Genomic DNA, 26,658 nt, shown 5'->3' with positions numbered 1-26,658 from the left:
CCGATTGGTTGCTGTCGCCGGTTCAGCGCGCCTTCAGGCGGCGCCACAATTCGGCGTAGTTGCGGTCGTTCTGGGCGTCCGCGGCGGCCTTTTCGGTGGTGTTGGGCGAAACCATGACAAATGGCTTGACGCCACGCCCGGCCAGTTTTTCGGCGGTGGCGGCGTTGATCGCCTGGCCGACGGCGATCGCGATCGAGGTCGAGGTCGCGCCCACCGCACCGTCCACGCCGTCGATGCGGATCGATGCGTCGCCCTTCGGCACGCCGGTGTCGATGACAACGTCGGCGAGCTCGAACAGCCGCTTGCCGCAACTATGCCGCGAGGGCGTGCTGGAGGAGTGCGGCACCGAGGTTACACCGATTACCTTCATGCCACGTGCCTGGGCACCGACGGCGATGTCGAGCGTCACGGCGTTGAGGCCGGAATGGGAAAAGATCAACATGGCGTCCTGCCCGTCGAGCTGGTGCGAGGCCAGGATCGCGTCGCCATAGCCTTCGCGGCTGTGAATGAAGCGATACTGGCGCGCGCCGCCGTCGCCGAGCACGCGGTGGAAGGAGATCATCGTGCTTTCCACGATCGGCCGGAAGCCGGTGACGGTACCGGTGCGCGGAAACATCTCCATGGCTGCAAACGAGCCGTGGCCGGTGCCGAAGGTGAAAACGAGCTTGTCGCGGGCAATCGCCTCGGCGCAGATTTCGGCGGCCTCCTCGATGGCCTCGGCCTGGGTTTCCATCACGGTGTTTAGCCGCTCGATGACGAGCGCGAAATAGTTTTGGGCAATCGTGGTCATGCGAAGCTCCGTTGGATCGAATTGCGGGCCGGCGGGCCGGGCGCTTTTAAAGGGATGTGATGGCGCTGAGCGCCGTCGTGAACAGCCGGTGCTCGGCGGCGGCCATCGCCTCCGGCTCCAGCTTGGCGCGTGTCACGCCGTCGACCGTGCCAACGCAGAGGCTGGTGAAGCGGACGTCGAGCGCGGCCGCGGCATTGACCAGCGCCGAAGTCTCCATGTCGGCGGCGACGACACCGCGCTCGGCGAGCATGGCGCGATTGGCATCGACCCGCGCCTGGGTCGGTGCATCGAGCGCGAACATGTCGCGATAAAACGCGTCGAAGGTGGCGAAGGTGCCGGTGTGGAGTTGAGCGTCGCCGGCTGCGACCGCCGTGGCCACCGCGCGGTTGAGGCCTGCGTCGGCGCGCTGCGCCTCGACATCGTCGACATAGGACCGGGATGTCCCTTCGAAACAGGCGATGCGGTCGCTGAGCACGAAATCGCCGGGCGCGACCGGCGCAAAATACATCGCCGTGCCGATGCGCATGAAGCTTTTGACGCCGAGATCGGCCAGTTCGTGCAGCACGACGGTGGCGATCGGCGCGCCCATGCCGAAGGCGACCGCCGTCACCTTTTTGCCGGCATAGGTTCCGGTCACCGATTTGAGACCACGCTTGACTGGCATCGGCCGGGCGTCGTCGAGCAGCAGCGCGATGCGGTCGACCCGGTCGGGATCGCCGGCCAGCAACGCGCTATCGCCGACATCGGCTTGCGAATAGCCCAAATACCAGGCCGATTTCATGAAAGGCTCCTTTCTGCGCGACCGCGGACCTCAAGCATCTGCCGGGTCGCCGCCGCCGCGACCTGCGCGGCGGCGTGCGGATCGCCGTCTTTCAAATATGCGCCGATGAAGGCGCCGGCGAAGGTGTCCCCGGCGCCGGTCGGGTCGGAGACGGAAACCGGATCGGCGGCGACGAAACGGCTTTGCCCATCGACGCCGACCTGATAGCCGCGCCGACCCATCGTCTCGATCACGACCTGACCCTCGCTGGCACCGGCCGCGATCAGCGCGCGCTCCGCGTGATTGCAGAAGATCACCTGCGCCCGCGCCGAAAGCCGTGCACACAGGGCCGGCGTGAAGCAGGTCGGGTCGTTCTTGGCCACCCAGTAGAGTGCCGCGTCCGGCCTGACGAGGTCGAGAATTTCGGCAAGCAAGTGCCCCGGCCCGACGGTGACACACACATGCGCTGCCTCGGCGAGGCGCTGGCGCTGCACCGGGGTCAAAGCCTCGCGGCCGGCAAAACCGGGATCGTAGAGGCAGATCGAGGTCCCGTCCGCTTGGTAGAGCATCAGCGAGATCGGCGAGCGCGGCGCGTCGATCCTGGCAAGCGCGTCGGTCGCCATGCCCGCCTCTCCGGTCATGCGTACATAGGTATCGCCGGCCTGGTCGGAGGCGACCCAGCTTATCGGGGTCGCCCGATGGCCGCCGCGCGCCAGCGCCGCGCCGGCATAGGCTGGCGAGCCGCCGAGCCGCGGCCAGGCACCGGGATCGCGAAAGCGGATCTGCGTCGTGCTGTCGCCCGCCACCGTGCCGTCGAGGAGCGCGGGGTAGTCGAGGCTGGCATAGCCGGAGATGACCACCTCAGCCATCGGAACCGCCGGCAAGCTGGGACAGTGCCTCGTCGAGTTCGACGACATGACCGAGATAGCGGTCGATGTCTTCCAGCGAGGCTGCCTGGAGATTGGCGCGGTTGGAGTTGGTGGCCTGGCGCGGCACCACCACCTTAAAACCGTTGGCGAAGGCGTCCTGGGAGGTTGCGCGCACGCACACATTGGTCTTCACACCGCAGATGATCGCGGTCTCGACGCCGTTTTCGCGCAGCATCAGGCCGAGATCGGTGGCAAAGAACGCGCTGTAGCGGCGCTTGACGATCTCGACCTCGCGCGGCGCGTCGGCGAGCGGACCGAAACCCTCGAAATAGGCGGCGTCGAAACCACCTTCGAGGCAATGCTCGGGCAGGCGCTTCTGCTCGAAGTCGACGAGCCCACGGCGATGGCGGTCGAGCGTGTGGACGATCAGGCGTTTGCCGGTGCGGGCGGCGTCCAGAAGCCGGCGGACCGGCTCAATGGTCTCGCCCGCGGCCGGATAGTAGTTTTCCCCTTTCGGATGCAGGAAGGAATTCTGCATATCGATGACGATCAGTGCGGGCTCGCTCATGCTTGCGCCTTTCTTTTCAGGTTCCAGGCCGTCAGGCACAGGCCGAGAATGACCATCGCGTATGGCAAGGTGCCGATCAGTTGCGGCGGCAGGCCCACCGTTTGCAGGCGGATCTGGGTCGCGTCGAGAAAACCGAAAAACAGGCACACCAGCGCCGTGCCGACCGGCCGGTTGCGGGCGAAGTAGAAGGCGGCAAGCGCGATGAAACCGCGGCCGGCCGTCAGCCCCTCGTTGAAAAGGCCGATCGAGGCCAGCGCCAGATGCGCCCCGGCAAGGCCCGAATAAAACCCGGCAAAGGCCGTGCCGAAATCCTGCAGCGACTTTTCGCGCAGCCCAACGGCGCGGGCGACATGCGCCGCGTTGCCGGCCGCGCGCAGCCGCAGGCCGAGGCGCGTATTGGCAAGCAGGAACGGCAGCGCGGCGACGCTCAGCCAGGCGAAGACGGTGAGCGGGTCGAGATCGGCAAGCGCCTCACCGACAAGCGGCAGCGCGGCGACGGAACCGGGCAGCAATTTGGGCAGCAATTCGATGTCGGGCATGCGCAGGGTGCCGCTGGCGTCGAAGCCGACATTCATGATGAAACCGACGAAGCCGGCGACCAGCACGTTGAGGCCGAGACCGGCGATGATCATGTTGGCGCGGGCGCGGGTGATCGTCAGCGAGAACAGATAGCCGATCGCCGCCGACACGATGGCCGCGGCCAGGACCGCGACGAGCCACGAGCCGGTCGCCGAGGAGACGACGACGGCGACGAAGGCGCCGGCGAGCATTTTTGCTTCCAGCGCGATGTTGACGATACCACCCTGGCGGTTGACCAGCCCGCCGATGGCGGCAAGCAGGATCGGCGTGGCGAGCACGACCGAGGCGGCCAGAACCTGTTCGGCAATCTGCATCATGACGCCCGTCCCCGCCGCAGCGACAGGCGGCCCAGTTCCATCACAGCGAAGATCATCACCGTGCCCTCGATCACGTTGACGATGTCGAGCGGCACGTCGGAAAACAGCTGAATGGTGGTGCCGGCCGAGGCCAGCGCACCGAACAAGACGGCCCCGAACACGATGCCGAAGGCAGAATTGCGGGCAAGCAGCGCCACCGCCATGCCGGTGAAACCGTAGCCGGCGGAAAATCCGTCGGAGAATTTGTGCACCTGGCCAAGCGCGTGACTGGCGCCGCCAAGGCCGGCGACGATACCCGAAATCGCCATGACCAGGACGATCGAGGCGGGGATCGCAATGCCGACGGCACGCGCGAAACGCTGGTTGAGGCCGACCAGCTTGGCCTCGTAGCCGGCCGGTGTCCAGCGCGCCCATACCCAATAGGCGAAAACGCAGGCAAGCCCGATCAGAAAGCCGCTGTGAAGCGTCGAGGGCGGCATCAGCCTGGAAAGTTCGGCCACGGCATGAATGGTGTCGGTGGTGTTGTTGCCGGAGGTTTCCGACAAAAGCAGCGTGTTGACCAGGAAGCCGGACAGGCCCAGTGCGATGAAATTAAGCATCAGCGTCGACACCACCTCGTCGACATCGAGCCGCGCCAGCAACAGGCCCGGCACATAGAGCCAGACCCCGGCAACCGCCATCGCCGCCACCATGGCGAGCGGCGCGATCGACCAGCCGAACGCCACCGGCAAAAGGGCGCCGGCGGCCGCCGCCGCCAGCCCGCCGAGCACGAAGGCGCCGTCAACGCCGACATTGAATACCCCGGAGCGGAAGCAGATCGCCGTGGCAACGGCGGTGAACAGAAGCGGGGTCGCGGCCGATAGGGTTGCCGCGACGCGCCGCGACGACCCGAAACCCTCCGAGAGCATCAGCGCATAGGTGTCGAGCGGGTTCTCGCCGATGAAGGCCAGCACGACCGCGCCGACGAAAAACGCAAACAGGACCGGCAGCGCGAAGCGCAAGATGTCTGCCGCCATGCGTTCGAGCGCCGGCATCAGGCTCGGCCGGCCGGAGCCCGGCTCCGTGGTCGCCTCAGCCATCGGCCGCCTCCTTGTGACTGTCCTGCTGCAGCATCAGCCGCCCGATCGCCTCCGGCGTCGCGGTTTCGTCGGCGATCTCGCCGACGATGCCGCCTTCGGCCATCACCACGATGCGGTCGGACAGCGCGATCAGCTCGTCGAGTTCCTCCGACACCAGAAGCACGGCGCCGCCGCGCGCCGCGAATTCGCGCAGGATGGCATGAATGGCAGCGATGCCGCCGAGATCGACGCCGCGCGTCGGCTGGGCAACAACGAGCAGCGCCGGCTCGGTCGCGATTTCCCGGGCGAAGACGAGGCGCTGCTGATTGCCACCCGACAGGCTGGCGACCGGATCGGACAGGCGGCCGAAACGCACCTTGAGCTGCGCCAGGCGCCGGAAGGCCTCGCTCCGCACGGCGCCCAGGCGGCGGAACGGACCGCGCCGGAAGGCCGGCGCGCGCTGGCTCGCCGCCATCACGTTGTCCTCGATCGACGCGGCCTTGGCGAGCCCCTCATGCGCGCGGTCGGGGCTGATATAGCCGAGGCCCGCGGCGCGGAAATCGGCATTGTCGCAGCCGGCGAGCGCGCGCCCGTTAAGGCCCACCGCGCCCGAAGACGGCTGGCGCAGGCCGACGACGCACTGGATGAGCTCGTCCTGGCCGTTGCCGGCGATGCCGGCCATGCCGACAATCTCCCCCGCGCGCACCCGAAGATCGACCGCCCGTACCGGGTGCGAGCCGGCAAGAGCGGGCGCGCTCAGACCCGACACCTCGAGCACCGGCTCGCCGGCTTCGACGGTGTGCGCCGCCGGCGGCGCCGCAACCGCGGTCTCGCCGACGATGTGGCGCGTCATCGTGTCGATGTCGGTCTCGTCGATGCGGGAGGAGGCCACAACCCGGCCGCGGCGCATGATGGTCACCCGGTCGGCGAGCGCGATCACCTCGCGCAGCTTGTGGCTGATGAAGACAATCGACGTGCCCTGATCGCGCAATTGACGCAAAAGCGTGAACAGGTCGTCGGCCTGCTGCGGGGCCAGCACCGCCGTCGGCTCGTCGAGGATCAGCACTTTCATGCCGCGCTGCAGGAGCCGCAGGATTTCGGTATATTGCTGGATGTGGACCGGCGCGGTGCCGGCGCGGCGGTCCCAGTCGATCGCCAGGTCGGTCTTGGCCGCCAGGGCGTCGCCGGCCGCACGTGCCGCGCGCCAGTCGATGCGGCGGCCAAGCGGCAGCGCGGCCGTCACCGGTTCATGGCCGAGGACGAAATTCTCCAAAAGGGTCAGTTCCGGCGCCAGCATGAATTCCTGGTGCACCATGCCGATGCCGAGGCCGAGCGCCTGCTCGGGGTCGCGCAGACGGATCGGCCGGTCGTTGAAGACGATGCTGCCGGCATCGGGCTGTTCGAGCCCCTGCAAAAGCCGCATCAGGGTCGATTTGCCGGCGCCGTTTTCGCCGACGATCGCATGAATCTCGGCCGGCGCGACCTCCAGCGTGACGCCGCTATTGGCCTGTACGGCGCCGTAGCTCTTGGCGACGTCGCGCGCGCCCAGCCGCACGGCGACCGGCGCGGCGCCATGATTTCGGGTGTCGGCCAAAACGGTTTACCGGGCTTTTTGCAAAGGGAAGAAAGCCGGGCGCCACGCGCCCGGCCCAAGCGGCGATCGATCAGTTGTAGAAGTCGGGATAGCCCTTCTCGGTCACGTCCCAGACCTCGACCGAACCGTCGACGATGCCGGCCTTCAATTCCTCGACCTTGGCCAGATAGGCGGCGGGAATGCGGTCCTTGGTGTGCTCCATGTCGGACAAGGCCACGCCGTTCTCCTTCAGCCCGAAGGTCAGCACCTGGCCGCCGGGAAACGCCCCGCCGGCATAGTCCTCGAGAATCTTTTCGACCGCCACGTCGACGCGCTTGACCATGCTGGTCAGCACATGGCCGGGCGCCATGGAATCCTGGTCGGTGTCGACGCCGATCGCGTAGCGGCCCTCTGCCTTGGCCGCCTCGATAATGCCGATGCCGGTGCCGCCGGCGACCTGATAGACGATGTCGGCGCCCTCGGCGAACATCGCCTTGGCGAGTTGTTCGCCCTTGGCCGGATCGCCGAAGGATTCGGCATAGGCGACCTTGACGTCGATATCCGGATTGACCGCCTTGGCGCCCTGGATATAGCCGACGATGAACTTGTCGATGCCCGGCGACTTGACCCCGCCGATGACGCCGATCACCGGATCGGCGTTGATGCCCTCGATCGACGTGTCGGTGGTGACCTGGGCGGCGAGCGCGCCGGCCAGATAGGAGCCCTGGTGCTCGGCAAACACCACCGAGGCGAGATTGCCGCCCTCGCGGGTCTGGTTCATGATGACGAAATTGGTGTCGGGATAGTCGGGCGCGATCTTCTGCATCGGCTCGCCGTGGATCCATTCCAGGCTGACCACCAATCCGAAGCCGCCATCGGCGGCGCGGCGCATGATCTCCTCGCCCTGGGCCACGACATCCTTGGATTCGATCGGACGGCCCTCTACGCCGGTCTTTTCGAGCCCGGCCTTGAAGCCGGCATAGGCGGTGTCGTTCCACGAGCCGTCGCCAAGTCCGCCCTGGGCGATGATCAGCGCGGCCGGCGCCACGTCTGCGGCCCCCGCCTGCGGGGCGGCGACGGCACACAGAACGGTCGATACGGCAAGCAGTTTCGTCAGGTTTTTCATAAAACTCCCCTTTTCCATTGGCTCCAACCTTTGGTTCAGAAATCCGCCCCCGCAGCGACGATGCGCAGGCCGGAGCCGGCATGGCGTTCGCCGCGGACCAGATGGGTGTCGTAGGTGTAGAAATCGGCGCGATAGACCGCCTCGACGGCCTCGACCAAAAGATTGTCGGCCGCGTAGCTGGTCCGGAACACGACCATGACCGGACTCGGCGCGGTCACGGCGAGCACGGCACACTCCGCCGCCGTCGCCAGCCGCGCGGTGACGCGCTCACGCGCCTCGCGCACCGCCAGGCCGGCGGCCTCGAAACGGGCGTAGAGCGAAAACTCCGGATCCTTAAGCAGCGCGGCCGCGCCGTCGCCGGCAAGGCCGATGCGCTCGCACACGGCGGCCGGGATCACCGAGCCATGGACCGCGCAGGGCTCGCCATCGATCAGGCGCACGCGCTCGAGCCGGCGCGCCGGCGCCGCAACGCCGAATTGCTGCGCCTCGGCGTCGTCAGCATTGCGAAAGGCGAGCAGGCGCTGCTGTGAGCGGTGCCCGTCCTGGCGCGCGGTCTGGGAAAAGCTCAACAGATGGCCGGCCTTGCGGTGTAGCGAGCGGTTGGCGACGAAACTGCCCGCACCCTGGCGGCGGGTGACAAAACCCTGCGAGACAAGCTGCTCGATGGCGCGCACGACGGTGCCGCGACTGACGCCGTTGGCCGCGCAAAGCTGCGTCTCGCTCGGCAGCCGGTCGCCCGGCTTCAAGACGCCGCCCTCGATGCGCGCGCGCAGCTCCTCGGCGAGGACGAGATAGCGGGGCGTGCTGGCGGCGATCGGCTTCATGTCAGCACGGTAAAATAGACTAGTTGACTAGTCAAGTTTGAAATTGTGCTCATCCCCCGCTTGGGATCTCGCCCGCCCGTGCCCTCTCCCGCTTCCCGCAAACCGCCCGCCGCCGGCCGGTTCGCTTGCGATGTCGTCGATCGCGGCCACGTCCACTGCCGCCGCGCGCGGCGCAGCAAGGCCGCCCTGCCCGCGCGAGCGCCGCCGGCCGAGCCGGACAAGGGGCCGGACAAGCGGTTCGAAGACGCAGCCCACGTGCCGCCGCCCGCCCTGGCCACAAAAATTCGCCCGCGGTCGCCGTCGCGGGCGAAAGCTTGCTTGACAGGCTTGCCGCGGCGACCCTATATCCGCCCAACCTTGCGGTTCGGGCCTGCCCGGACACCGCGCCGCCTCGCGGCGTGAACGGGGCGGAGTAGCTCAGCCGGTTAGAGCAGAGGAATCATAATCCTTGTGTCGGGGGTTCGAGTCCCTCCTCCGCTACCAAAATTTCTTTTATATTGCAGGTGGTTAGGTCTGAAGCTCTGTGGGCGTTCTCACGCGTGGAGCACCCGGGGTTGCATTCTGGGTTGCAACAGGCGTGGACTTGAATGCGATGGGGTGAGTTAGTTTGGAAGGGCGGCGCATGCAGTGGTATTGCTAAAGGGCATACGTAGAGGCGATGTTGCCGAATGGTTCAGTACTGGTGGGTAAATCACAAACAGACAGCTCGCCAGGAGATCGCGGGCCAATACCTGTGGTCTCCCAAAGTTGAGGCCGGTGGTGCCCGCAGCGAATTCTACAACAACATGCGTCGCGCGTCGCCCGGTGACATTGTTCTTTCCTATGCTGACCAACAAGTCAGGTACGTTGGTAGGGTCGCGGAATTCGCATTCACTGCGCCAAAACCTGAAGAGTTTGGCAATGCGGGCGAGTATTGGAACAGCGAAGGCTGGCTCCTGCCGGTGTTTTGGGTTCCGCTTTCCGAACCTGTGCGACCTAGGGTAATGATCGGCCAACTTCGCCCGCACCTTCCCCAAAAGTACTCGCCTATTAATCCTGAAACCGGAGGTGGCAATCAGAAGGCTTATCTGGCCGCAATTCCCGAGGAAATATTTGCATTAGTCACTGCTGGGTCATCGTTTGATGCAATCAATCTGGCGAGGGGAGGTGCGAACAGCCTCAAATATGACGTGGTGGTGGACTTGCTTGAGGGCGAAGTCGAGCAATCGGTGTTGGCTGACCTCAGCCTTGACGACACGACCAGAAAGGCCGTCGTTGCAGCCCGTAGGGGACAAGGACTATTCCGTAAAAATCTAGAACGAATTGAAAGCGCTTGCCGCCTGACTGGGATCACCAATCCATCGTTGCTGATCGCTAGCCATGTCAAGCCTTGGCGTACATGTAAGACAGCTGCGGAACGTCTGGACGGTATGAACGGGTTGCTTCTGACACCTGATGCTGACCGATTGTTCGACCGCGGCTATATTTCCTTCCATGAGAAGGGCGAGGTTATTGTGTCGCCCCGAATTGACAGCAACGACTTACGGCGCCTTGGATTTGAACAACTCGCTATTGAACGATTTGGGTTTGCCGAAGCGCCAGCCGTTTGGGGTGTGGGCAATTTCCTGCCGCAACAGCAGGGGTATCTAGACTATCATCGACAGGAGGTTTTTCTATCCTAGCGCCCGCATTATTCGGCAGTAGAAAGAGTAACTTGGGCGTCGAACTGCTTAAACAAAATCTCCAAATTCTCGTCTGTTTCCGCAAGTTTCCGAAGCAACTCCCATGTTTTATCTCCACCCACATCTTTGATGATTTGCATCCGCGTATCGCCCCCATCAATGTCGGCAATCTCCAGCATGCTTGCCAGAAGCTCGACATAGACTGCCCGGCACTCCAGAAATATCTCGCTCCAGCTTTTGAGTGTTATTCTCCGGTCGTTAACATCGAAGTTATTTTTGTTTCCGACCAATATCCCGGTTACTTGGGCTTCGGATCTTTGAGCCTTTATAAAATCGAGATAGGCAACTAGCTGACGCTCTTGTTCAACCCCCAGCGGAAGATCGGGCTTTTTTATTTCAACGACTTTTATCGTCTTGTCATCGGGCGAGGTGAGAAAGACAAAGTCTGCACGTTGATTGGCGTTCATTCCCTTGATGAGCATTGCCGGATCGTAGCGGCCCTCATCACCCACTGCATCCGCGGCCGCATCAATTGTAGTCTTTAGCGTCTTGTCGGCAGTCAAAAGGTCTCCCCGTGGCTGCAGTATCCACGGAAACTCAGTCACAAGCTTTTGCAGGTCAGTTTCCGAACGTTGGTGCACCAGTTCGTACAGGACCGACAAGGCGAACGCGCGCTGGGAGAAAGTAAGGGCGAGTCCCATTTTTTCCGGCACGGAGTGCAGCGAAAGTTTCTGAACGATTTCTGAAAGCTGCGCAGGGGTGGCGCTGTTTGATAAAAGACTGTTCCAAAGTTCTCCAAGGAAAATCCGGGTAGGCTGGTTAATCCATGCCTTGGAAACGGCGATCAGAAGTTCCTCCCGAGTTTTTTCCGCTTCTTTGGTTTTTCCTATCTCTCGGGTTGCGTCAGAAACAAGGCCGACGATTTGATCATTTTCCGCCTTGGAATAAGTATTCACCTTTCTTTCGGCCCTGAGAGCAGCAGCCTGCTCCTCGACTTGCTTGTCTTGTTTTGCTTTCCGGAACTGCTCATATTGAGAAATCCAACTGCCTACCTTCTTGTTACCCCATTCGTGCAGCTCCTTCATCTTGTCCGAGCTCCAGTCAATAGCGGTTCGGTCGGTTGAGATTAGGTCTTCGTCTTGCTCATCAATCCAGTCGGCTTCAACAACAGCATAGAGGTATCGCTGGAATACTTCTTTACCCTTTCGGTTGAAAAAGTAAGGCCGAGTTTGCGCAATTTTGCCATGCGCGAAGATGCCTACGCCAGCTTCATCCGCGGGCCATTCGGCTGTGCCAACAAAACCAACCCAATATTTTACAGGCATGCCTCCAACCTCTTCCGTGAGGTCTTTCGTATCGTTTGGAATTTTGAATTCAAACGTCGGCAGAGCGTCCGCTTCGACTATTTCCTTTCCATTTACTGAAACGTTGAAATCAGGACGCAGAAGGATCACGGTGAACCTAGAGCCGAGCTCGCGAGTGATGAAACTATCGTCTGGGACTTGGTTGGAAACGATGCGGCTAAGGCAAATCATCGTACCATGGGGGTCTTCTGGACTGTCTGCTTTTAGCCCATCGACAAAGGCTGTGACCTTGTTATCGAGATAGTTGTTTCCGGTAGAAATGGGTTCGCTAAGGGCACCGTCTTGAATATGGAAGTCAGGAGGGTAATCTCCAGACGGCCCCACGTCGAGAATGCTGTCTAGGTCCAGCGAGAACCAATTGACTTTTTCGCCCTGCACGCTAACGACGTCCACGGTTCTTGCAATGCCAAATGGCGCAAGCTTGCCCAAGCCCTTCCTGCCCATCGGGGCTCTGCCACCGGGCGACTTTTCCTTGGCGCTTTTCCTCTTAGGCTTTCCGACGTGCAGGTACTGATCGCGGATTGTTTCAAACGACATCCCATGACCATTGTCATTTATGAAGATGCGTCGGGTTCCATCCCCGCCTGCTCCGTCGTCTATCTCGATCGAAACCTTTTTGGCGTCGGCGTCCCAACTATTCGCGACGAGTTCTGCTAAGACATTACCTGCCTTATTTCGGTAGAGCTTGATGCCCAGATGTTCTATTACGTTGTGCGAAAATTTTAATGCTGGCTTCGTGCCGAGTTTGTCAGCCACAGGCATCCCCCAAAAAGTTATTAATTCCGCAACTATGTGATCGATAGTTCCCTGCTTTCCACCTATAAACAAGGGCAAATTTGGTGGTGTGCAGTGTTCAATTTTTATGAGTTCTTCGCGGGTGGGGGTATGGCCAAGGCCGGTCTTGGCTCGGATTGGCAGTGCCTTTTCGCTAACGATAGCGACCCAATCAAGGCGGCGACTTACGTCTCCAACTGGGGTGAAGGAACGATATCCACGAAAGATGTAGGTGACGTATCGCTTACCGATCTCAAAGGTCAAGCGGACCTGATTTGGGCATCTTTCCCCTGTCAAGATTTGTCGTTGGCGGGAAATGGAGCGGGGCTAACGGGCTCGAAGTCCGGAGCCTTCTGGAAATTCTGGAAAATCGTTCAGCAGTTGAATGAGATCGGACAGGCACCCAATATCATCGCGCTTGAAAACGTTATGGGCGCCGTCACTTCGCATGGGGGAAGAGACTTTCAAGCACTGTGCAACGCTTTAGTTGCAGAAGGATATAGGCTTGGTGCATTATGCCTCGACGCTGCTCACTTTTTGCCTCAGTCGCGGAAGCGCCTCTTCATAATTGGGGTGAAAAATGCCCTACGTATCCCGGACGAGATTGTCAGCGGTGCCCCCGTGGCTTTTTCGACAACTCAGTCGATTATTGCCGCACATTCGAGATTGTCAGAGAACGCCACAAAGCGCTGGGTTTGGTGGAAAGCGTGTGAGCCAAACGTCATCCGGCCCGATCTTATAAGCGTGTTGGTCGAAGAGAGCGAAGCTGGGCCGTGGCATCCCATTGAGAAGACGCAGTATTTGCTCTCATTAATGGACGAGAACAATAAGGCAAAAGTTGTGGAGGTGATGACAGCGGGCCAGCCTTCGGTTGGAACAATCTACAAAAGGATGCGCCCTAGCAAGGGTGTGCAAAATGTGCAACGGGCGGAGGTCAGGTTTGATGGGGTTGCAGGTTGTCTGCGCGTACCGATCGGCGGCTCTAGTAAGCAAACATTGCTTTTTGTTCATGGTAATGAGGTCAAATCAAGGACTTTATCGCCGAGGGAGAGCGCGCGTTTAATGGGCTTGGGTGATGACTATGTTTTGCCCAGTAACGATAGACAGGCATACCATCTTACAGGTGACGGCGTGGCGGTGCCTGTCGTGAGCTATTTGCGAGATATGATTTTTGAGCCACTGCTGAACGCTAATTTAGACGAGCGCGTTCAAATCAGTTCGACCGTTGAGAGCCATTCGGTGGACCAACGGGCTCCTGTGGAGATTGCGGCCCAATAGTCTGCAGTCAATTAAAGGTATGGATCATCTTACCATAGAAGGCCGAAGTAGGCACATGGCCCGGATAAAGGGCAAAGACACAGGCCCTGAAATGTCGGTCCGTCGTCTGGTGCATGCTATGGGATTTCGTTACAGACTTCATAAGTCTGATCTTCCTGGAAAACCCGACCTGGTTTTTGGACCTCGACGCAAGGTAATCTTTGTGCACGGTTGCTTTTGGCATCAGCACGATGCGACATCGTGTAGGCACAGCGTTCCTAAGTCTAGGACTGATTATTGGCTGCCCAAGCTAAAGCGGAACGTGGAGCGCGATCGTGACAACCTGAGAGAGCTCGCTGAAAAGGGATGGAAGACACTGGTGGTCTGGGAGTGTGAGCTAAAAGATGTGGACGCCACTCGAAGGCGAATTGCGGCATTTCTCGCGTAATGCGTTTGGTGACTTGCGGTTTCCACATTGGTCACCCAGCTCTGGGTTGGATGGGTGTCTTTTCTTTCCGGTTATGCTCTGAGACCGAACTTTGGAGCGCCGGTGGCTGGAGTTTTCCGGCTTTCTTCACGGTGACGGGCTGGCTTCGCCACCGGGATTTTGTAATGCGATCGGGACGTTGTATCCGATCGCCGAGTGAGGCCGAACCTCATTGTAGTATCTACGCCAATCCTCCAACTTTTCGCGGGCATCCGCAAGACTCAGGAACCAGTGTGCGTTCAAACACTCGGCCCGCAGCTTGCTGTTAAAGGCTTCGATGAAGCCGTTGTCCGTAGGCTTGCCCGGCCGTGAGAAGTCGAGGGTGACATCGTTCGCATAGGCCCACAGATCGAGGTCCCGGGAGATGAACTCGCTGCCATTATCGACCCTGATCGTCTTCGGATAGCCGATACGGCCACATACTCGCTCGAGCGTCTGTGCTCTGAGACCGAACTTTGGAGCGCCGGTGGCTGGAGTTTTCCGGCTTTCTTCACGGTGACGGGCTGGCTTCGCCACCGGGATTTTGTAATGCGATCGGGACGTTGTATCCGATCGCCGAGTGAGGCCGAACCTCATTGTAGTATCTACGCCAATCCTCCAACTTTTCGCGGGCATCCGCAAGACTCAGGAACCAGTGTGCGTTCAAACACTCGGCCCGCAGCTTGCTGTTAAAGGCTTCGATGAAGCCGTTGTCCGTAGGCTTGCCCGGCCGTGAGAAGTCGAGGGTGACATCGTTCGCATAGGCCCACAGATCGAGGTCCCGGGAGATGAACTCGCTGCCATTATCGACCCTGATCGTCTTCGGATAGCCGATACGGCCACATACTCGCTCGAGCGTCTGGACGACATCCTCGCCGCGATAGGAGAAGCGCGGATCGACCGCTGGGCAATAGCGGGAATGAGTGTCGACAATGGTCAGGACACGGAGCTTCTTGCCGGTCGCGATCTGGTCATGGACAAAATCCATGGCCCACACATCGTTCGGTCCGATGGCCTCCTGGCGATCCTCCCTGAGCTTGGCCTTCACCCGTCGCTTGGGGTGCTTGTTCCTGAGCTGTAGTCCCAACTCATTGTAAATCCTACGGGTCTTCTTCATGTTGATCGTCCATCCCTCACGACGCAACAGCACGTGGACACGCCGGTAGCCGTAGCGAACCCGCGTCTCGCAAATTTCCTTGATCCTTCGTTCGAGCGCGGCCTGACCGGTGCGACGGGACTTGTAGTGGTAGGTGGAGGTCTCGAACTTCAGTGCCTTGCAGGCCCGTCTGATCGATATCCCCCAGTCCACCAGCATCCCGTCGACCAGCTTGCGCTTCCGGGCAGGCCTCAGAGCTTTCGGCGAATGACGTCCTGCAGCATCTCGCGATCAAGCGTCAGGTCAGCGACGATCTTCTTCAGCCGACCGTTCTCGTCCTCAAGGGCCTTCAGCCGGCGCATCTCATCTGGCAACAGTCCAGCATACTTCTTCTTCCAGTTGAAATAGGTCGCCTGGCTGATCCCGGCCTTGCGGCAGATCTCTGCCACGGGCACGCCGTCATCGCCCTGCTTCAGAATGAACGCCTTCTGCGCGTCCGAAAACTTCGATGCCTTCATCGCTCTCCGCTCCATTCCAGCCAGGGAAAACTAAGCGGAAAAATCTAACCAAAAGCGATCCAGTTTGTGGGGATCAGAGCACACTTGCCAGCGAACCCTACCTCAAGGTCGCTGATCGCATCGCGCGCCGTCGCCACCTTGTCCAAGCCATGCGCTTGCAAGAAGGCCCCGCTATCGCGAACGAGCCTGTCGAAGAATCCACCGAGGCGCTCGCTGTCGCCCAAGTCTTTCCGGATTCCGATGAGGAAGAAGCGCGGTCGCGCCTGGGGAACGCCCAGGTCGCTCGCCTTAAGCATGCGGTTTGTCGTCGAATAGGTAGTGCCTAGGCGAGCTTGCAGCGTTTCGGCGAAGTTCTCGATCTCGCCATCCTTCCGTTGGAAGTCAGACGTGAAGCCGCGCACGTTCTCAATTAGGACCAAGCGAGGCCTGACTATGGCGACAAGCTCCAGATATGCCTCGAACAGCCGGTTGCGAGGGTCATCGGCGCGCCGACGGCCAGCATGGGAAAAGCCTTGGCATGGGGGGCCCCCGGCAATCAGGTCAACACGGCCGGCAAGGCCGTGGAGCGCCTCGACCCGCATATCGATCAACTGGCGAATATCCCACGCCTGTCGCTCGATTGTCTCGGGCCAATCGTAGCCTAGGCGCTCGGCGTTTGGGGGGAAGTTAGTGTTGAGAGTCTCGAATGCGAAGGCGTCCTTTTCAATGGCGAACAGCCCGCGCCAGCCCGCGCGCTTTAGCCCCAGGCTGAGACCGCCGCATCCCGCAAACGCGTCGATAAAGGTGGGCGCGGGCCGTGATGGCCCTCCGACCCCTTCCAAGTCGGCCCCATCACGATACACTGGCATACCTCATGGTCCGCGTTTGGCTGAGCCTAGATCCCTTCCTTAGCGTAGCCACGCGGGTGCACGCTCGGCGTCTTGCGGCGTAATCGTAGGGCACAGGATGAAGACGGAAGAGCCCGCCGTTTCGGCGGCACGATCGAGGATCATGCGAGGTAACCGGCAGAAGGACACGAAGCCGGAGCTCGTCGTGCGTCGATGCTTGCATGCCATGGGTTACCGCTTTCGCCTCCACCGGCGCGACTTGCCGGGCAATCCGGACATTGTCTTGCCGAGGCACCACACGGTTATCCAGGTGCACGGATGCTTTTGGCACCAGCACGCGGGCTGCAAGCTGGCGAATGTACCGCGAACGCGCCGCGACTATTGGATTCCAAAGCTGGCTCACAATGTTGAGCGCGACGCCGCCTCGGCCAAGGCGCTTGAGGCGCTGGGCTGGCGCGTCATTACGATATGGGAGTGCGATGTCAATGATCCCGCCGCACTCCGCGACCGGTTCCGCACGCTGCTTCCTTCGAATGTCTAGCCCAACTTCCATGCCACCTTACCCCTCCTCCCGCGGCGCACCAAAGGCGGCCGCAAACGCACGCTCGGCCTGCGTGACCTCGGCCTCTTCTAGGGCCGCGAATTCCTTGTTCCGCCCACGTTGGGACAGCTTGCCGTTTCCCTGTGCCAAGAACTTCTGGAGCAGCTCGACCTTCGCCATCGGCATATCGACAATCTCCTGGACGTCCTTCGAGAACTTGTCGAAGGCCTCAAGGAAATGGACTTCGGAAGGCAGGTCCTGCTCGATGGTTTGTTCGACGCAGCCGTTGAGAAACTCAGCATGGGCTGTCGCATCGAAATAGCGGTAATAAGCTGAAGTATCGTTAAGGACCTCGACGTTGCCGTCCGGCGTTGGCCGCCAGTCGATGAGCGGTAGCAAGGCCTGAGAATAGGATTCCAGCACAGTACGGTAGCGGTCGAGCTGTCGCAGGATTGCCGCGCTGACGGGGAAGACCAATCCGGGCGGATTAAAGTGGGCGGCCGCCAATGCATGGTGGACAAGCCAGCGATGGAGCCGTCCGTTCCCATCTACATAGGGATGGATGTAGACGAAGCCGAAGGCAAGGCTCGCTGCGGCCACGACCGGGTCCAATCCACCTTCCGCCGACGAGCGGGCGAACTGAATCAGCCCCTCCAACAGCGAGTGAATATCCTCGTGCCGAGCGCTGATATGCTCGGGTATCGGTATGTTGCTTTCCCGGTCGTGTACGCCGACAAAGCCACCCTCTTGGCGCAGCCCCAGGCGCACGAAGCGAGCATCACCAATGACGATCCGCTGGAGACGATCAAGCTCCGCGACCGTCAACTCCCGGCTCCCAGCCTGCGCGATCGCCTGTCCCCAGCGAGCCGTCCTGTTCCCCGACGGCCGCTCGCCCTCGATCTCAAAGGATGATTTTGAATCATTGAGCAGCATGAATGCCGCGGCCCGTGCAACAAGATCCGGCCGAATCCTACCGATCGCCTCGTGTGCGCGCTGCGCGAGTGCCTTGCCTTCAAATGCGATCATCGCCGGCGTCCGACGCACGAGGGGGCAGAAGGCTGCCGTTCCCGGAAGGTTATTCGCCACCTTGTGCCGGGGCGAGGGTTCACCCTTCGAGAGCGCGAATTGCAACTGCGGGTCCACGACCGGAGCTAAGCGAACTTTTCCAGCGTCCGGCAGGTCAAGCCTCCGGCCCGTCAACCATTCAAAGAGGAACCATGTGCGGCGTGCAAATGTGCCCGTTGGCGTTTCGCGCACGAATGCCTCAAGCTCGCGACCATCGATTATCGAAAAGAGCTGCCATAGGACAGCAAGGTCGATTCCCTCGTACCTGAGGGCATAGGTGAGCTGGCTGGCAAGGCTCGCATCCGGTTGATGCCGGGGCGTCTGCATAAGCCAGATTTCGTTCGATACTGGGTGGTGGCGCACGGCAATCGCAGAGAGGCGGGGCGGAAGCGGCAGGATGAGGCCATAGCGCTCCATCAGTGCGGCATATCCGACGGGCACACCAGCCTCTGGCAAGGGTCGGCCGCGAAAATGCGTCACCGTTTGCGAGGGCCATTCACCCATTACATCCTCTGCGAAATGGTTTCACCGGGTCGAGGCCATGCTGTGCATTTCCTTCACCCTCCGTGAAAATCTATCACACCGTATGCGTTTTGTGAATCCCCTTCACAGAAGGCGCTATCTATCTGCCGTACAAACGACCGCATGACAAAACCCCTACCTGACACACAACAGTGATGGGTCCTATTTGGAAGCCGATCACTGCGAACTCGGAATATTGCACGCTATTTCACAGTCACGCCTCGACGGGGTTGCTCGCTGCAACACCCGATATTCAGCATCAGCATCACGCCGCGAATATCGGACAAAACCTCTCGCTGCACCTTCTGGAAAGCTGACGTATTTGCCGTCCGAGCGTCACACCACATCGTGCGCAATCACGCTGTTGATAGAGATCGTCGGTTCACCGTCCGGACCTCGCCGGTACCTATAACGAGATGAAGTTCGGCTGACCGCGCCCCCCGCTCATCCTCTTCGATCGAAGCAAGCCAGAACCAGGGCAATCCGCACTCGCACTGATGGCCTATGTCGGTTTCGTTGTCTTCGGGAATGCAGAGAATTTGATGGCAGGTCGCACAGGACACGTGAAAGACCCCGCATCGATCGCACTTGCCAACGTTATGGACGAACGCGTGTCGCGTCCGGGCTCCGATACCGTCGAGCGTGAGAAGGCCAAGCGAGACTTCCGGATAGCCGTCCCAAAAAACGCGTCCGTTCTTGCACTTGGGACGCGAACATCGTGGCCAAGTTCTCGGATCGAAATCCTCAAGACGGTCAAGCGGCAACAAGCGGATGCTCACGGCAGTCTGGGCTCGCTTCTCCGCCGCTGCTGTATGTCCGTAAGGACATACGAGATACCCATGGGTGGCACCTACGTCTTCCATCATACCCCGGAAGGTCTCGACGTCCTTTACGTCGATCTTACGCTTCCGCCGTTTCGCGTCGACAATGATCCGCCGAGTGTTGTCGGTGTCATGTCGCGCTTCGATCAGAACGTCGATCTGTCGCCTGACACCCGTGATGGCACCCAGGATCGAAGCATTTGGAGTCACGCAAAGCTCCGTCGACAGTTGGTCCGCCATCAACCGGGCGACCAAGAGCTCGTAAAGTCTCCAGTCCTCCCACACATCCTTCATCTTGTTCGCCTCCCCCAAGCGCATGCCACCGAGCCCCGGCGATGATGCCATCCTATGCCGCCATCAGCCGAGAGAACAATCGGAGCCTGTAGCGTATTTCCGGCAGGTGTGGGGATTGGCGGTAGCGGTCCTCCGCTACCAAAATTTAATGGTACGACCCGGAGACATGGGTAACAGATTGTACCTAAGACATGGGTGACAATCTCGAGCCGAACGGGTTGTCGATGGTCTGCAGTGTTTTCTGCTCCAGGTCGATATATCCCAGATCATAGTGCATGAAGCTGACGAGCCAAATGCCGTCGTCGACGTCCTTGATGCCGAGCCTGTACGCCCCGGAGACACGGGTTACAGAACGCACACAAGGCATGGGTGACGGCTCTTCCTCAAGACATGCCTGCCAACCGGCTTTCGCAGCGCGGGACCGGCCGATAGCCATCCTGAAATCGCTGGTTTGGCGCGGATGCTCCAGGGCGGTCATGCCCGCTTCCGGCTTCCCGAGCCCGGCCTTCCAAGGATCGTGGCTGCTGGTCGCGCCCGTTACAGCGCCGTCCGCAACCGCTGCGTGGCGGCGCTGTCGATCCGGCCTTCGTCGATCTTCATCCCGTAGATCGTCTCGGCGGCCTCCCGGCTCAGCAGTTCGTCCATCACGTCGCGCAGCACCCGGTCGGGCGCCCGCTCGCACGGATCGCCGAATCCGCCGCCACCTTCGGCGGAGAGCTCGCAGAACTTGAAGCCAAGACCCACGAGGGTATCGAGCGAACGACGGCTATCTAGCCGCATGTATTGTCCGCGACGGCCCAAGACAGCCAACGACCCGCACGAGCATGGACCACGGTCGCCGGCGGAGACGGCGCATCTAATGACTGCCCCCTGCATTCATTCAAACTCACCCGAACGAATGCCATCTCGGATCAGCGGCCATAGGCCGGCGATAGAACGTCCCGCTCACTTCGCCCATTGATGCCCGCTGGATTGCCATAAGCGCGGCCGCTGGCACCGTCGATCCGGTCGCGGATGGCGGCTTTCGAAACCAGCCGATTGCCGTTCCTGTCGGACTTCGTCATGGCGCTGTTTTCGAAGCACCGCCTCGGCACCGGAATTCCGCCGTGCTGCATGCGGCGCTTCAGGAGCACTTCGCTCACCCGCCACGACACCCCGCGGGATCGTGGCCTGGCTTGGTCGCGCTCGCCTCTGTCAAACCATGGACACCCTTTGTCCACGAAGCCCCGCCAAGAGCGACGCCCAAGCGTGTGACAGCGCGGCGCACAGCCATCTCGGACAATGAGCGCCTGCACCCGGTCCCGGAAATATTTGTCATTGACGCGAATATAATGCGATCATATATTCAAATATACGAACATTGTGCCTTTATACGAATTTATCTGATTGAGGAGCTGTCCGGCACATTCGATCTTCCGAAATCCGGAAGGGGGGGGGCGGCGTGCGGGGCGCGAAGTTCGTTGGGAGGGGAGGAACCATGGCGTTTGCAAAGCGTGTCGCGGGCCCGCTGGCCGCACTCGAGACCGCGGCGATGGCCGGTGCGGGTGCGCTGCTCGTCGTCATGACCCTGGTCGCCACGACCGATGCGGCGCTGCGCTACGCCGTCAACGCGCCGCTCACCTGGTCCTACGACCTGATCTCGCTCTATCTCCTGACCGGAGTCTTCTATCTCGGGCTGTCGAACACGCTGCGCGTGGACGGCCATATCAGCGTCGACATCCTTCACAACCGCATGTCCGCGCGCATGCGTCACGCATCGCTGGTCGGCGGATACGCGCTCGCGCTGTTTGCCTTCGCCATCATGACGAGGGCCGTGGCCGAGCGCGCCGTCGAGGCCTATAGCAACGACGAAGCCATCGTCGGTTCGCTTCTGTGGCCGACCTGGATCGCCGGCGCGATGGTGACGCTGGGATTGGGGCTGACCGGGCTGAGGCTTGCCCATCGCACCATCGGACACCTGCTCTCGGCCCTTGCCGGCCACGATGTCATCGCGCTGCCGCCGCTGGCCGGCCGCAACGGTGACCTGTAATGCTGGCGGGCGCTGTCACCGTCCTGCTGCTCGTCCTGCTGGCGCTCGGGACGCCGGTCGCCTTCGCGCTGCTCGGCGCCGGCACCGTCGGCCTGTGGCTGAAGGGCGGCTGGCCGATGATGGCCGGCATTCTGGCCTCCAGTCCCGCCTCGGCGGCCACCGGCTACGAGTTGATCACCATCCCGATGTTTCTGTTCATGGCCGAACTGGTCATCCTGAGCGGCGCCGCGATGCGCCTGTTCGCCAGCGCCGCGACCTGGGTCGGGCGCCTGCCGGGCGGACTCGGCATCGCCACCACCCTGGCCGGCGCCGGCTTCGCGGCGATCTCCGGCTCGAGCACGGCCTCGGCCGCCACGCTGGCCAGCACCACCGTGCCAGGCATGCTGCGCCAAGGCTATGAGCCCAAGCTGGCCTGCGGCGTAGTGGCGATCTCCGGCACGCTGGCCATGCTTATCCCGCCCAGCATCGCGCTGATCCTCTACGGCATCGTCGCCGACGTCTCGATCGGCAAGCTGCTGATGGCCGGCATTGTGCCGGGCATTCTCGTCACCATCGTTATCGCGCTGACTGTGTTTGTGCTGGTGACGATCAATCCCGAGAGCGCCCCCAACGCCCGCGCCTACTCCATGCGTGAGAAACTTGCGTCACTGCCGCCGGTCCTGCCGCTGGTGGTCCTGTTCGCCGCGGTCACAGGGCTGATCTATACCGGTGTCGTCACCCCCACGGAGGCGTCCGCCATCGGCGCGACCGGCGCCTTCGTGCTGGTGTGCTGGGAACGCAAATTCGAGGCGCGCGCGATCGCCGCGGCGATCTCCAACGCGATCCGCTCGACCTGCATGATCCTGATGATCATTCTGGGCGCGCATGTCTTCGGCTACTTCATCGTCCTTACCCAGGTCACGCAGAACCTCGTGGCCTGGGTCGCCGCGCTGCCGGTGTCGCCGCTGACCGTGCTGGCCATCATTCTGGCCGGCCTGCTGGTGCTCGGAGCCTTCATGGATCAGGCGGCGATCATCGTTCTGACCGTGCCGATCCTGCTGCCGATCATCACCGCGCTCGGCTACGACCCGATCTGGTTCGGCGTCATCATGGTCGTGACCGCAGAGGTCGGACTGGTCACACCGCCGATCGGCCTCAACGCCTTCATCGTCGCCCGTTATACGGAGCGCTCCATCGGCGAGGTATTTCAGGGCGTGCTGCCGCATGTCCTCGCGCATGTCGTCATCATCGCCATTCTGGTGCTGGTGCCCGCACTCACGCTGTGGCTTCCGGCGACCATGCAACGGTGATCAACACAGGCAGGAGGAGAACAAGGTGACACCCAACGCATTTCATGGCGCGCGGTTCTTGCTGGCCGCGCTCGGCGCGGGCCTCGCGGCGCCGGCGCTCGCGCAGGAAACGACGCTGCGCGTGGCCGACAGTTTTCCGAGCGGTCATTATGTCTACACGGCCGCGACACAGCCCTTCATGGACCGGGTGAGCGAACTGTCCGACGGCAGGCTGGGCTTCGAATACTATCCGGCCCAGCAACTCGGCAAGGCCAAGGAAATGCTCGAACTGATCAACGGCCAGGTCGCCGACGTCGCCTATGTGGCCCCGTCCTATATATCCGACAAGTTGCCGCTTGCCGCCGTCGGAGAGTTGCCGCTCGGCTATTCGGATCCTTGCGTGGGCACCAGGGCGTTCTGGGCCGTCAGCCGGCCAGGTGCCGCGCTGCACGATGCCGAGTTGAAGCAGCTCGGCATCCGCATTCTGTTCGCGACCATGCTGCCGCCCAACCAACTCGTCACGGCAGATCCGATCGAGGGGCTTGACGACATAGCCGGCACGAAAATCAGAACCTCCGGCGGCACCAAGGACCAGTTCGTGAACGAACTGGGCGCGGCACCGATCCACACGACCGCGACCGAACTCTACGAGGCGTTCTCGCGCGGAACCATCGACGGTCTGCTGATCCCGCTGACCTCGCTGCCGCCTTATGACCTGCATACAATCGCCAAGAGCGCCACCTACGACCAGAATCTAGGTGGCTTCACCATCACCTACGCCATGACCGAGGCGCGCTGGCAGGATCTGTCGGCGCAGGAACGTGGCTGGCTTGAACAGGCGGGCAGCGAGATCACCGAGCAGGCCTGCGCCACCATCGCCGCGAACACGGCCGGCGTGATCGCCGAACTGGAACAAGCAGGCGTTTCGCAACTGGCCCTGTCGCAGGACGACCGGGCCCGCATCGACGCGATCTCGGACAGGATCGCCAGGGACTGGGCACAACAACAGGACGGGCGCGGTCTCGCCGGCAGCAAGGTCCTGGAAGCATTCAAGGACGCAATGCAATGAGAATAGCCACGATCGCCGCGGCATGCGCCGCATTGTTCGCCACCGGCGCGGCAGCCGAGACGCTGCGCTTTGCAGACTCCCTGCCCGCCGACCATTTCTTCACGGAGCAGGCCAGCAAATACTGGATGAAGCTAGTCGAGGAAGAAACCGACGGCGCGGTGGATTTCGAGCACTACCCGGCCCAGCAGCTCGGCAAGGCCAAGGACATGCTCGGCCTGGTGCAGACGCAGACCGTCGACATAGCCTACGTCGTACCGTCCTATGTTTCGGACAAGCTGCCGCTGAGTTCGGTGGCCGAACTACCCGGCCAGTTCGCCACCTCCTGCGAAGGGACCCTCGCCTACTGGCAACTGGCGACCGGTGACGGGTTCCTGGCAGAGAGCGACTACAGGCGCGCCGGCGTGCGCGTGCTTTTCGCCGTCGTCATGCCGCCCTACCAGATATTCCTGCGCGAGCCGCTCGGCTCAGTGGCCGATCTCAAGGGCCGCAAGCTGCGCACCAGCAGTCCCGGCCAGGACGCGATCTCCGAGGCGCTCGGCGCCGTGCCGGTGCGCATTACCGCGCCGGAACTCTACGACGCCCTGGCGCGCGGCACGGTGGACGGCATGGTCTTTCCGACCGCCAGCGCGCTCGCCTACGACGTGGCCGGTCTGGCCAAATCGGTCACGCGCGGCGAGAATTTCGGCACCGCGGTGCTGAGCGTGATGATTTCCGAAGAGCGCTGGCAGCGCCTACCCGAGAACGTGCGCGCCGTCATGACCAGGGCCGGCGAGGAAACCACCCGGCATATCTGTCGGTTCGCCGACGACAGCACGGCCTCAGACTTCGAGGAGATCGCCGCTCAGGGCACGGCAATCGCCGACCTGTCCGCCGACAAGGCCGACATACGCCGAAAGAGCGCGTCGGTTGCCGAAACATGGGTCGTCGACATGGACAAGCGCGGCCTCGCGGGCGCTCGGACCTTCGAGGCTTTTCAGGAAGCGCTGCGTTAGGTCTGAGCGGCCGGATCGCGCCGCGCCGGCAAACGCCGTAGGCTTGGCACAAGTGAGACATTGCCGAAGGAAGGGGCCGACACTGAGATGAACATTGCCAGATGGCTCCATCAAACCGCGCTGGCGCGGCCCAACGCGCCGGCCATCCGCCTGGGAACCGAACAGGTCGCGACCTATGCGCAGTTCGTGCACGGCACCTGCGCGCTCGCCGGTTACCTCCGCGAGCGCCACGCCATCAAGCGTGGCGACCGGGTTGCGATATTCTGCGCCAACTGCGTGGAATACATCCCTCTCCTCCAGGCGATCTTCTGGCTCGGCGCGATCGCCGTGCCAATCAACTTCAAGCTTCACCCGCGTGAGGTCGCGTGGATCCTCGCCGATTCCGCCGCCGGACTGGTGCTGACGGAAACTGGGGAAAGCTTAGACCCGGCCGAGATCGGCTGTCCCGAAATCGGGCTTCGGGATATCACGAACATCCTGGCGTTTTCCGGCGCCCCGAACGGCGCCGTAACAGCTCCGGCCGACGTTGCTGGGGACGAGGTCGCGTGGCTGTTCTATACTTCCGGCACGACCGGGAGGCCGAAGGGCGTCATGCTCACGCACGGCAATCTGGCCGCCATGGCGTTATGCTACGCGCTCGATGTCGACACCGTGCACGGCAGCGATAACGCACTCTACGCCGCGCCGATGTCGCATGGCGCCGGCCTTTACCATCTGCAATTCATACGCGCGGGTGCCTGTCATGTGATCCCGCCCTCGCGAGGCTTCGCGCCAGCCGAGATCCGCGCGCTTGGCCAAAATCTCGGCGAACTGGTGTTTTTCGCCGCGCCGACCATGGTCAAACGGCTCATCGCCGACTCCGAGGCCAGCGGCTATCGCGGCGACGGCATCAGGACCATCATCTATGGCGGCGGGCCGATGTACGCCGCCGACATCAATCAGGCGCTCGCCCTCTACGGGCCCAGATTCGTGCAGATCTACGGCCAGGGCGAAAGTCCGATGACGATCACCGTCCTGCCACGCGACCTGGTGGCCGACGTCACCCATCCCAATGCCGAGCGCCGTCGCGCATCGGTCGGCTTCGCCCATGCCAACGTGTCGGTCCGCATCGTCGACGAGGCGATGGTCGACCTGCCGACGGGCGAGGTCGGCGAAATCGCCGTCGCCGGAGAAACGGTGATGAAGGGTTACTGGCGCAATGAGGAGGCCACCGCCGCGACGCTGGTCGACGGCTGGTTGAGAACCGGCGATCTCGGCACCGTTGATGAGGACGGGTTTGTGACCCTGACGGATCGCTCCAAGGACGTGATCATTTCGGGCGGCAGCAATATATATCCGCGCGAGGTCGAGGAAGCGCTGCTGGCGCACGAGGCGGTTTTCGAGGTTTCGGTGATCGGCGTTCCCAGCATCGAGTGGGGCGAGGACGTGATGGCCTTTGTCGTACTGCGCGACGAGCGCCTCTGCGGCAGGGACGAACTCGATGCCTGGTGCCGCGGCCGGATCGCCTCGTTTAAGAAGCCGAAGCATTATGTCTTCGTGGAAAAATTGCCGAAGAACAGCTACGGCAAGGTGCTGAAGACGACGTTGCGCGAGCGCGTCGCCGCGCCGGGCGCAGATTGAGGCCGAGCCT

General features: G+C 62.0%; 25 protein-coding genes, 1 tRNA gene and 2 pseudogenes. 10 read left to right on the top strand and 18 right to left on the bottom strand.

Going from position 1 to position 26,658, the window contains the following annotated elements; genetic code table 11:
* Positions 1-22: 22 nt before the first annotated feature.
* The 9 genes from ACT2B0_RS05445 to ACT2B0_RS05405 form a co-directional block, all read right to left on the bottom strand.
* Complete coding sequence (locus ACT2B0_RS05445) at positions 23-790, bottom strand: sugar isomerase domain-containing protein (RefSeq protein ID WP_473462234.1); 768 nt, start codon at positions 788-790, stop codon at positions 23-25.
* A gap of 46 nt (positions 791-836) precedes the next feature.
* Positions 837-1,571: a phosphorylase family protein gene (locus ACT2B0_RS05440; protein WP_473462232.1), complete on the bottom strand. Its 735-nt coding sequence runs from the start codon at positions 1,569-1,571 to the stop codon at positions 837-839.
* Complete coding sequence (locus ACT2B0_RS05435; RefSeq protein WP_473462229.1) at positions 1,568-2,419, bottom strand: carbohydrate kinase family protein; 852 nt, start codon at positions 2,417-2,419, stop codon at positions 1,568-1,570. Before ACT2B0_RS05435 ends, ACT2B0_RS05440 begins: the two co-directional genes overlap by 4 nt.
* Positions 2,412-2,987, bottom strand: coding sequence for a cysteine hydrolase family protein (locus tag ACT2B0_RS05430; protein ID WP_473462227.1), 576 nt, complete (start codon positions 2,985-2,987; stop codon positions 2,412-2,414). Before ACT2B0_RS05430 ends, ACT2B0_RS05435 begins: the two co-directional genes overlap by 8 nt.
* The gene (locus ACT2B0_RS05425; protein ID WP_473462224.1) at positions 2,984-3,883 is read right to left on the bottom strand and encodes an ABC transporter permease; all 900 of its coding nucleotides are present in this window, start codon (positions 3,881-3,883) and stop codon (positions 2,984-2,986) included. Before ACT2B0_RS05425 ends, ACT2B0_RS05430 begins: the two co-directional genes overlap by 4 nt.
* Positions 3,880-4,962, bottom strand: a complete 1,083-nt coding sequence (locus ACT2B0_RS05420) for an ABC transporter permease (protein WP_473462222.1) — start codon at positions 4,960-4,962, stop codon at positions 3,880-3,882. Before ACT2B0_RS05420 ends, ACT2B0_RS05425 begins: the two co-directional genes overlap by 4 nt.
* Positions 4,955-6,535: an ABC transporter ATP-binding protein gene (locus tag ACT2B0_RS05415; RefSeq protein WP_473462219.1), complete on the bottom strand. Its 1,581-nt coding sequence runs from the start codon at positions 6,533-6,535 to the stop codon at positions 4,955-4,957. The genes ACT2B0_RS05420 and ACT2B0_RS05415 overlap by 8 nt, the downstream gene beginning before the upstream one ends.
* A gap of 70 nt (positions 6,536-6,605) precedes the next feature.
* Positions 6,606-7,640, bottom strand: coding sequence for a BMP family lipoprotein (locus ACT2B0_RS05410; RefSeq protein ID WP_473462217.1), 1,035 nt, complete (start codon positions 7,638-7,640; stop codon positions 6,606-6,608).
* 35 nt (positions 7,641-7,675) lie between these two features.
* Positions 7,676-8,464, bottom strand: coding sequence for a GntR family transcriptional regulator (locus tag ACT2B0_RS05405; protein WP_473462215.1), 789 nt, complete (start codon positions 8,462-8,464; stop codon positions 7,676-7,678).
* 406 nt (positions 8,465-8,870) lie between these two features.
* Here ACT2B0_RS05405 and ACT2B0_RS05400 point away from each other — a divergent pair.
* Positions 8,871-8,947, top strand: a tRNA-Met gene (locus tag ACT2B0_RS05400).
* A gap of 185 nt (positions 8,948-9,132) precedes the next feature.
* Entirely contained in the window at positions 9,133-10,125 is a 993-nt protein-coding gene (locus ACT2B0_RS05395) for an HNH endonuclease (RefSeq protein ID WP_473462212.1), read from the top strand.
* Between the two features lie 8 nt (positions 10,126-10,133).
* Here the strand turns inward: ACT2B0_RS05395 and ACT2B0_RS05390 are convergent, their stop codons facing one another.
* The gene (locus ACT2B0_RS05390; protein WP_473462211.1) at positions 10,134-12,245 is read right to left on the bottom strand and encodes an ATP-binding protein; all 2,112 of its coding nucleotides are present in this window, start codon (positions 12,243-12,245) and stop codon (positions 10,134-10,136) included.
* Between the two features lie 93 nt (positions 12,246-12,338).
* On the opposite strand from ACT2B0_RS05390, the gene ACT2B0_RS05385 reads away from it, so the two are divergent.
* Positions 12,339-13,541 (top strand): DNA cytosine methyltransferase, encoded by a 1,203-nt coding sequence (locus ACT2B0_RS05385; RefSeq protein WP_473462209.1) that lies wholly within the window; start codon positions 12,339-12,341, stop codon positions 13,539-13,541.
* A gap of 19 nt (positions 13,542-13,560) precedes the next feature.
* A complete protein-coding gene (locus tag ACT2B0_RS05380; protein WP_473462206.1) occupies positions 13,561-13,968 on the top strand; it encodes a very short patch repair endonuclease in 408 nt (135 codons plus the stop codon).
* Positions 13,969-14,094: 126 nt separating this feature from the next.
* Here the strand turns inward: ACT2B0_RS05380 and ACT2B0_RS05375 are convergent.
* The 3 genes and pseudogenes from ACT2B0_RS05375 to ACT2B0_RS05365 all read right to left on the bottom strand — a co-directional run.
* Positions 14,095-14,445, bottom strand: a pseudogene (locus tag ACT2B0_RS05375) (integrase core domain-containing protein); the annotation flags it as partial.
* 52 nt (positions 14,446-14,497) lie between these two features.
* Positions 14,498-15,600 (bottom strand): IS3 family transposase gene (locus ACT2B0_RS05370; RefSeq protein WP_473458804.1). Its coding sequence is split into 2 segments (ribosomal slippage): positions 14,498-15,339 and positions 15,339-15,600, totalling 1,104 coding nucleotides; the frame shifts between segments, so codons are not numbered across the junction.
* Positions 15,601-15,644: 44 nt separating this feature from the next.
* On the bottom strand, positions 15,645-16,448 hold the full coding sequence (locus ACT2B0_RS05365; protein WP_473462204.1) for a DNA cytosine methyltransferase: 804 nt from the start codon (positions 16,446-16,448) through the stop codon (positions 15,645-15,647).
* A gap of 97 nt (positions 16,449-16,545) precedes the next feature.
* Between ACT2B0_RS05365 and ACT2B0_RS05360 the strand changes: the two genes are divergently transcribed.
* Complete coding sequence (locus ACT2B0_RS05360) at positions 16,546-16,968, top strand: very short patch repair endonuclease (RefSeq protein WP_473462202.1); 423 nt, start codon at positions 16,546-16,548, stop codon at positions 16,966-16,968.
* Between the two features lie 18 nt (positions 16,969-16,986).
* Here ACT2B0_RS05360 and ACT2B0_RS05355 read toward each other — a convergent pair whose 3' ends face one another.
* The 5 genes and pseudogenes from ACT2B0_RS05355 to ACT2B0_RS05335 form a co-directional block, all read right to left on the bottom strand.
* On the bottom strand, positions 16,987-18,537 hold the full coding sequence (locus ACT2B0_RS05355; protein WP_473462199.1) for a Fic family protein: 1,551 nt from the start codon (positions 18,535-18,537) through the stop codon (positions 16,987-16,989).
* 374 nt (positions 18,538-18,911) lie between these two features.
* Positions 18,912-19,670 (bottom strand): restriction endonuclease, encoded by a 759-nt coding sequence (locus ACT2B0_RS05350; protein WP_348393728.1) that lies wholly within the window; start codon positions 19,668-19,670, stop codon positions 18,912-18,914.
* 184 nt (positions 19,671-19,854) lie between these two features.
* Positions 19,855-19,995: pseudogene (locus ACT2B0_RS05345) on the bottom strand (IS481 family transposase); the annotation flags it as partial.
* Between the two features lie 212 nt (positions 19,996-20,207).
* Complete coding sequence (locus ACT2B0_RS05340; RefSeq protein WP_473462197.1) at positions 20,208-20,450, bottom strand: hypothetical protein; 243 nt, start codon at positions 20,448-20,450, stop codon at positions 20,208-20,210.
* Positions 20,451-20,581: 131 nt separating this feature from the next.
* The gene (locus ACT2B0_RS05335) at positions 20,582-20,734 is read right to left on the bottom strand and encodes a hypothetical protein (protein ID WP_481658457.1); all 153 of its coding nucleotides are present in this window, start codon (positions 20,732-20,734) and stop codon (positions 20,582-20,584) included.
* A gap of 413 nt (positions 20,735-21,147) precedes the next feature.
* Between ACT2B0_RS05335 and ACT2B0_RS05330 the strand changes: the two genes are divergently transcribed.
* From ACT2B0_RS05330 to ACT2B0_RS05310, 5 genes are all read left to right on the top strand, one after another.
* Positions 21,148-21,699 carry a TRAP transporter small permease subunit gene (locus tag ACT2B0_RS05330; RefSeq protein WP_473462193.1) on the top strand — a complete coding sequence of 184 codons (552 nt, stop codon included), beginning with the start codon at positions 21,148-21,150 and terminating at the stop codon, positions 21,697-21,699.
* Positions 21,699-22,988 carry a TRAP transporter large permease gene (locus ACT2B0_RS05325; RefSeq protein WP_473462191.1) on the top strand — a complete coding sequence of 430 codons (1,290 nt, stop codon included), beginning with the start codon at positions 21,699-21,701 and terminating at the stop codon, positions 22,986-22,988. The genes ACT2B0_RS05330 and ACT2B0_RS05325 overlap by 1 nt, the downstream gene beginning before the upstream one ends.
* Positions 22,989-23,013: 25 nt before the next feature.
* Positions 23,014-24,036 (top strand): TRAP transporter substrate-binding protein, encoded by a 1,023-nt coding sequence (locus ACT2B0_RS05320; protein ID WP_473462188.1) that lies wholly within the window; start codon positions 23,014-23,016, stop codon positions 24,034-24,036.
* Positions 24,033-25,028, top strand: a complete 996-nt coding sequence (locus ACT2B0_RS05315; protein ID WP_348488727.1) for a TRAP transporter substrate-binding protein — start codon at positions 24,033-24,035, stop codon at positions 25,026-25,028. The genes ACT2B0_RS05320 and ACT2B0_RS05315 overlap by 4 nt, the downstream gene beginning before the upstream one ends.
* A gap of 87 nt (positions 25,029-25,115) precedes the next feature.
* The gene (locus tag ACT2B0_RS05310) at positions 25,116-26,648 is read left to right on the top strand and encodes a class I adenylate-forming enzyme family protein (protein ID WP_473462185.1); all 1,533 of its coding nucleotides are present in this window, start codon (positions 25,116-25,118) and stop codon (positions 26,646-26,648) included.
* Positions 26,649-26,658: the final 10 nt, after the last annotated feature.

This window comes from Nitratireductor sp. J20-h4, assembly GCF_056780505.1.
The sequence above is the reverse complement of the archived record's forward strand: the minus strand, read 5'-3'. Positions and strand labels throughout refer to the sequence as shown.

Bases quoted from the DNA above. Each gene is read 5' to 3' on its own strand.
- ACT2B0_RS05380 (WP_473462206.1), top strand. From the start codon at position 13,561: ATGGATCATCTTACCATAGAAGGCCGAAGTAGGCACATGGCCCGGATA.
- ACT2B0_RS05440 (WP_473462232.1), bottom strand. From the start codon at position 1,571: ATGAAATCGGCCTGGTATTTGGGCTATTCGCAAGCCGATGTCGGCGAT.
- ACT2B0_RS05405 (WP_473462215.1), bottom strand. From the start codon at position 8,464: ATGAAGCCGATCGCCGCCAGCACGCCCCGCTATCTCGTCCTCGCCGAG.
- ACT2B0_RS05335 (WP_481658457.1), bottom strand. From the start codon at position 20,734: ATGACGAAGTCCGACAGGAACGGCAATCGGCTGGTTTCGAAAGCCGCC.
- ACT2B0_RS05395 (WP_473462212.1), top strand. From the start codon at position 9,133: ATGGTTCAGTACTGGTGGGTAAATCACAAACAGACAGCTCGCCAGGAG.
- ACT2B0_RS05420 (WP_473462222.1), bottom strand. From the start codon at position 4,962: ATGGCTGAGGCGACCACGGAGCCGGGCTCCGGCCGGCCGAGCCTGATG.
- ACT2B0_RS05340 (WP_473462197.1), bottom strand. From the start codon at position 20,450: ATGCGGCTAGATAGCCGTCGTTCGCTCGATACCCTCGTGGGTCTTGGC.
- ACT2B0_RS05315 (WP_348488727.1), top strand. From the start codon at position 24,033: ATGAGAATAGCCACGATCGCCGCGGCATGCGCCGCATTGTTCGCCACC.
- ACT2B0_RS05445 (WP_473462234.1), bottom strand. From the start codon at position 790: ATGACCACGATTGCCCAAAACTATTTCGCGCTCGTCATCGAGCGGCTA.
- ACT2B0_RS05435 (WP_473462229.1), bottom strand. From the start codon at position 2,419: ATGGCTGAGGTGGTCATCTCCGGCTATGCCAGCCTCGACTACCCCGCG.
- ACT2B0_RS05310 (WP_473462185.1), top strand. From the start codon at position 25,116: ATGAACATTGCCAGATGGCTCCATCAAACCGCGCTGGCGCGGCCCAAC.
- ACT2B0_RS05325 (WP_473462191.1), top strand. From the start codon at position 21,699: ATGCTGGCGGGCGCTGTCACCGTCCTGCTGCTCGTCCTGCTGGCGCTC.
- ACT2B0_RS05410 (WP_473462217.1), bottom strand. From the start codon at position 7,640: ATGAAAAACCTGACGAAACTGCTTGCCGTATCGACCGTTCTGTGTGCC.
- ACT2B0_RS05430 (WP_473462227.1), bottom strand. From the start codon at position 2,987: ATGAGCGAGCCCGCACTGATCGTCATCGATATGCAGAATTCCTTCCTG.
- ACT2B0_RS05425 (WP_473462224.1), bottom strand. From the start codon at position 3,883: ATGATGCAGATTGCCGAACAGGTTCTGGCCGCCTCGGTCGTGCTCGCC.
- ACT2B0_RS05355 (WP_473462199.1), bottom strand. From the start codon at position 18,537: ATGGGTGAATGGCCCTCGCAAACGGTGACGCATTTTCGCGGCCGACCC.
- ACT2B0_RS05330 (WP_473462193.1), top strand. From the start codon at position 21,148: ATGGCGTTTGCAAAGCGTGTCGCGGGCCCGCTGGCCGCACTCGAGACC.
- ACT2B0_RS05360 (WP_473462202.1), top strand. From the start codon at position 16,546: ATGAAGACGGAAGAGCCCGCCGTTTCGGCGGCACGATCGAGGATCATG.
- ACT2B0_RS05365 (WP_473462204.1), bottom strand. From the start codon at position 16,448: ATGCCAGTGTATCGTGATGGGGCCGACTTGGAAGGGGTCGGAGGGCCA.
- ACT2B0_RS05350 (WP_348393728.1), bottom strand. From the start codon at position 19,670: ATGAAGGATGTGTGGGAGGACTGGAGACTTTACGAGCTCTTGGTCGCC.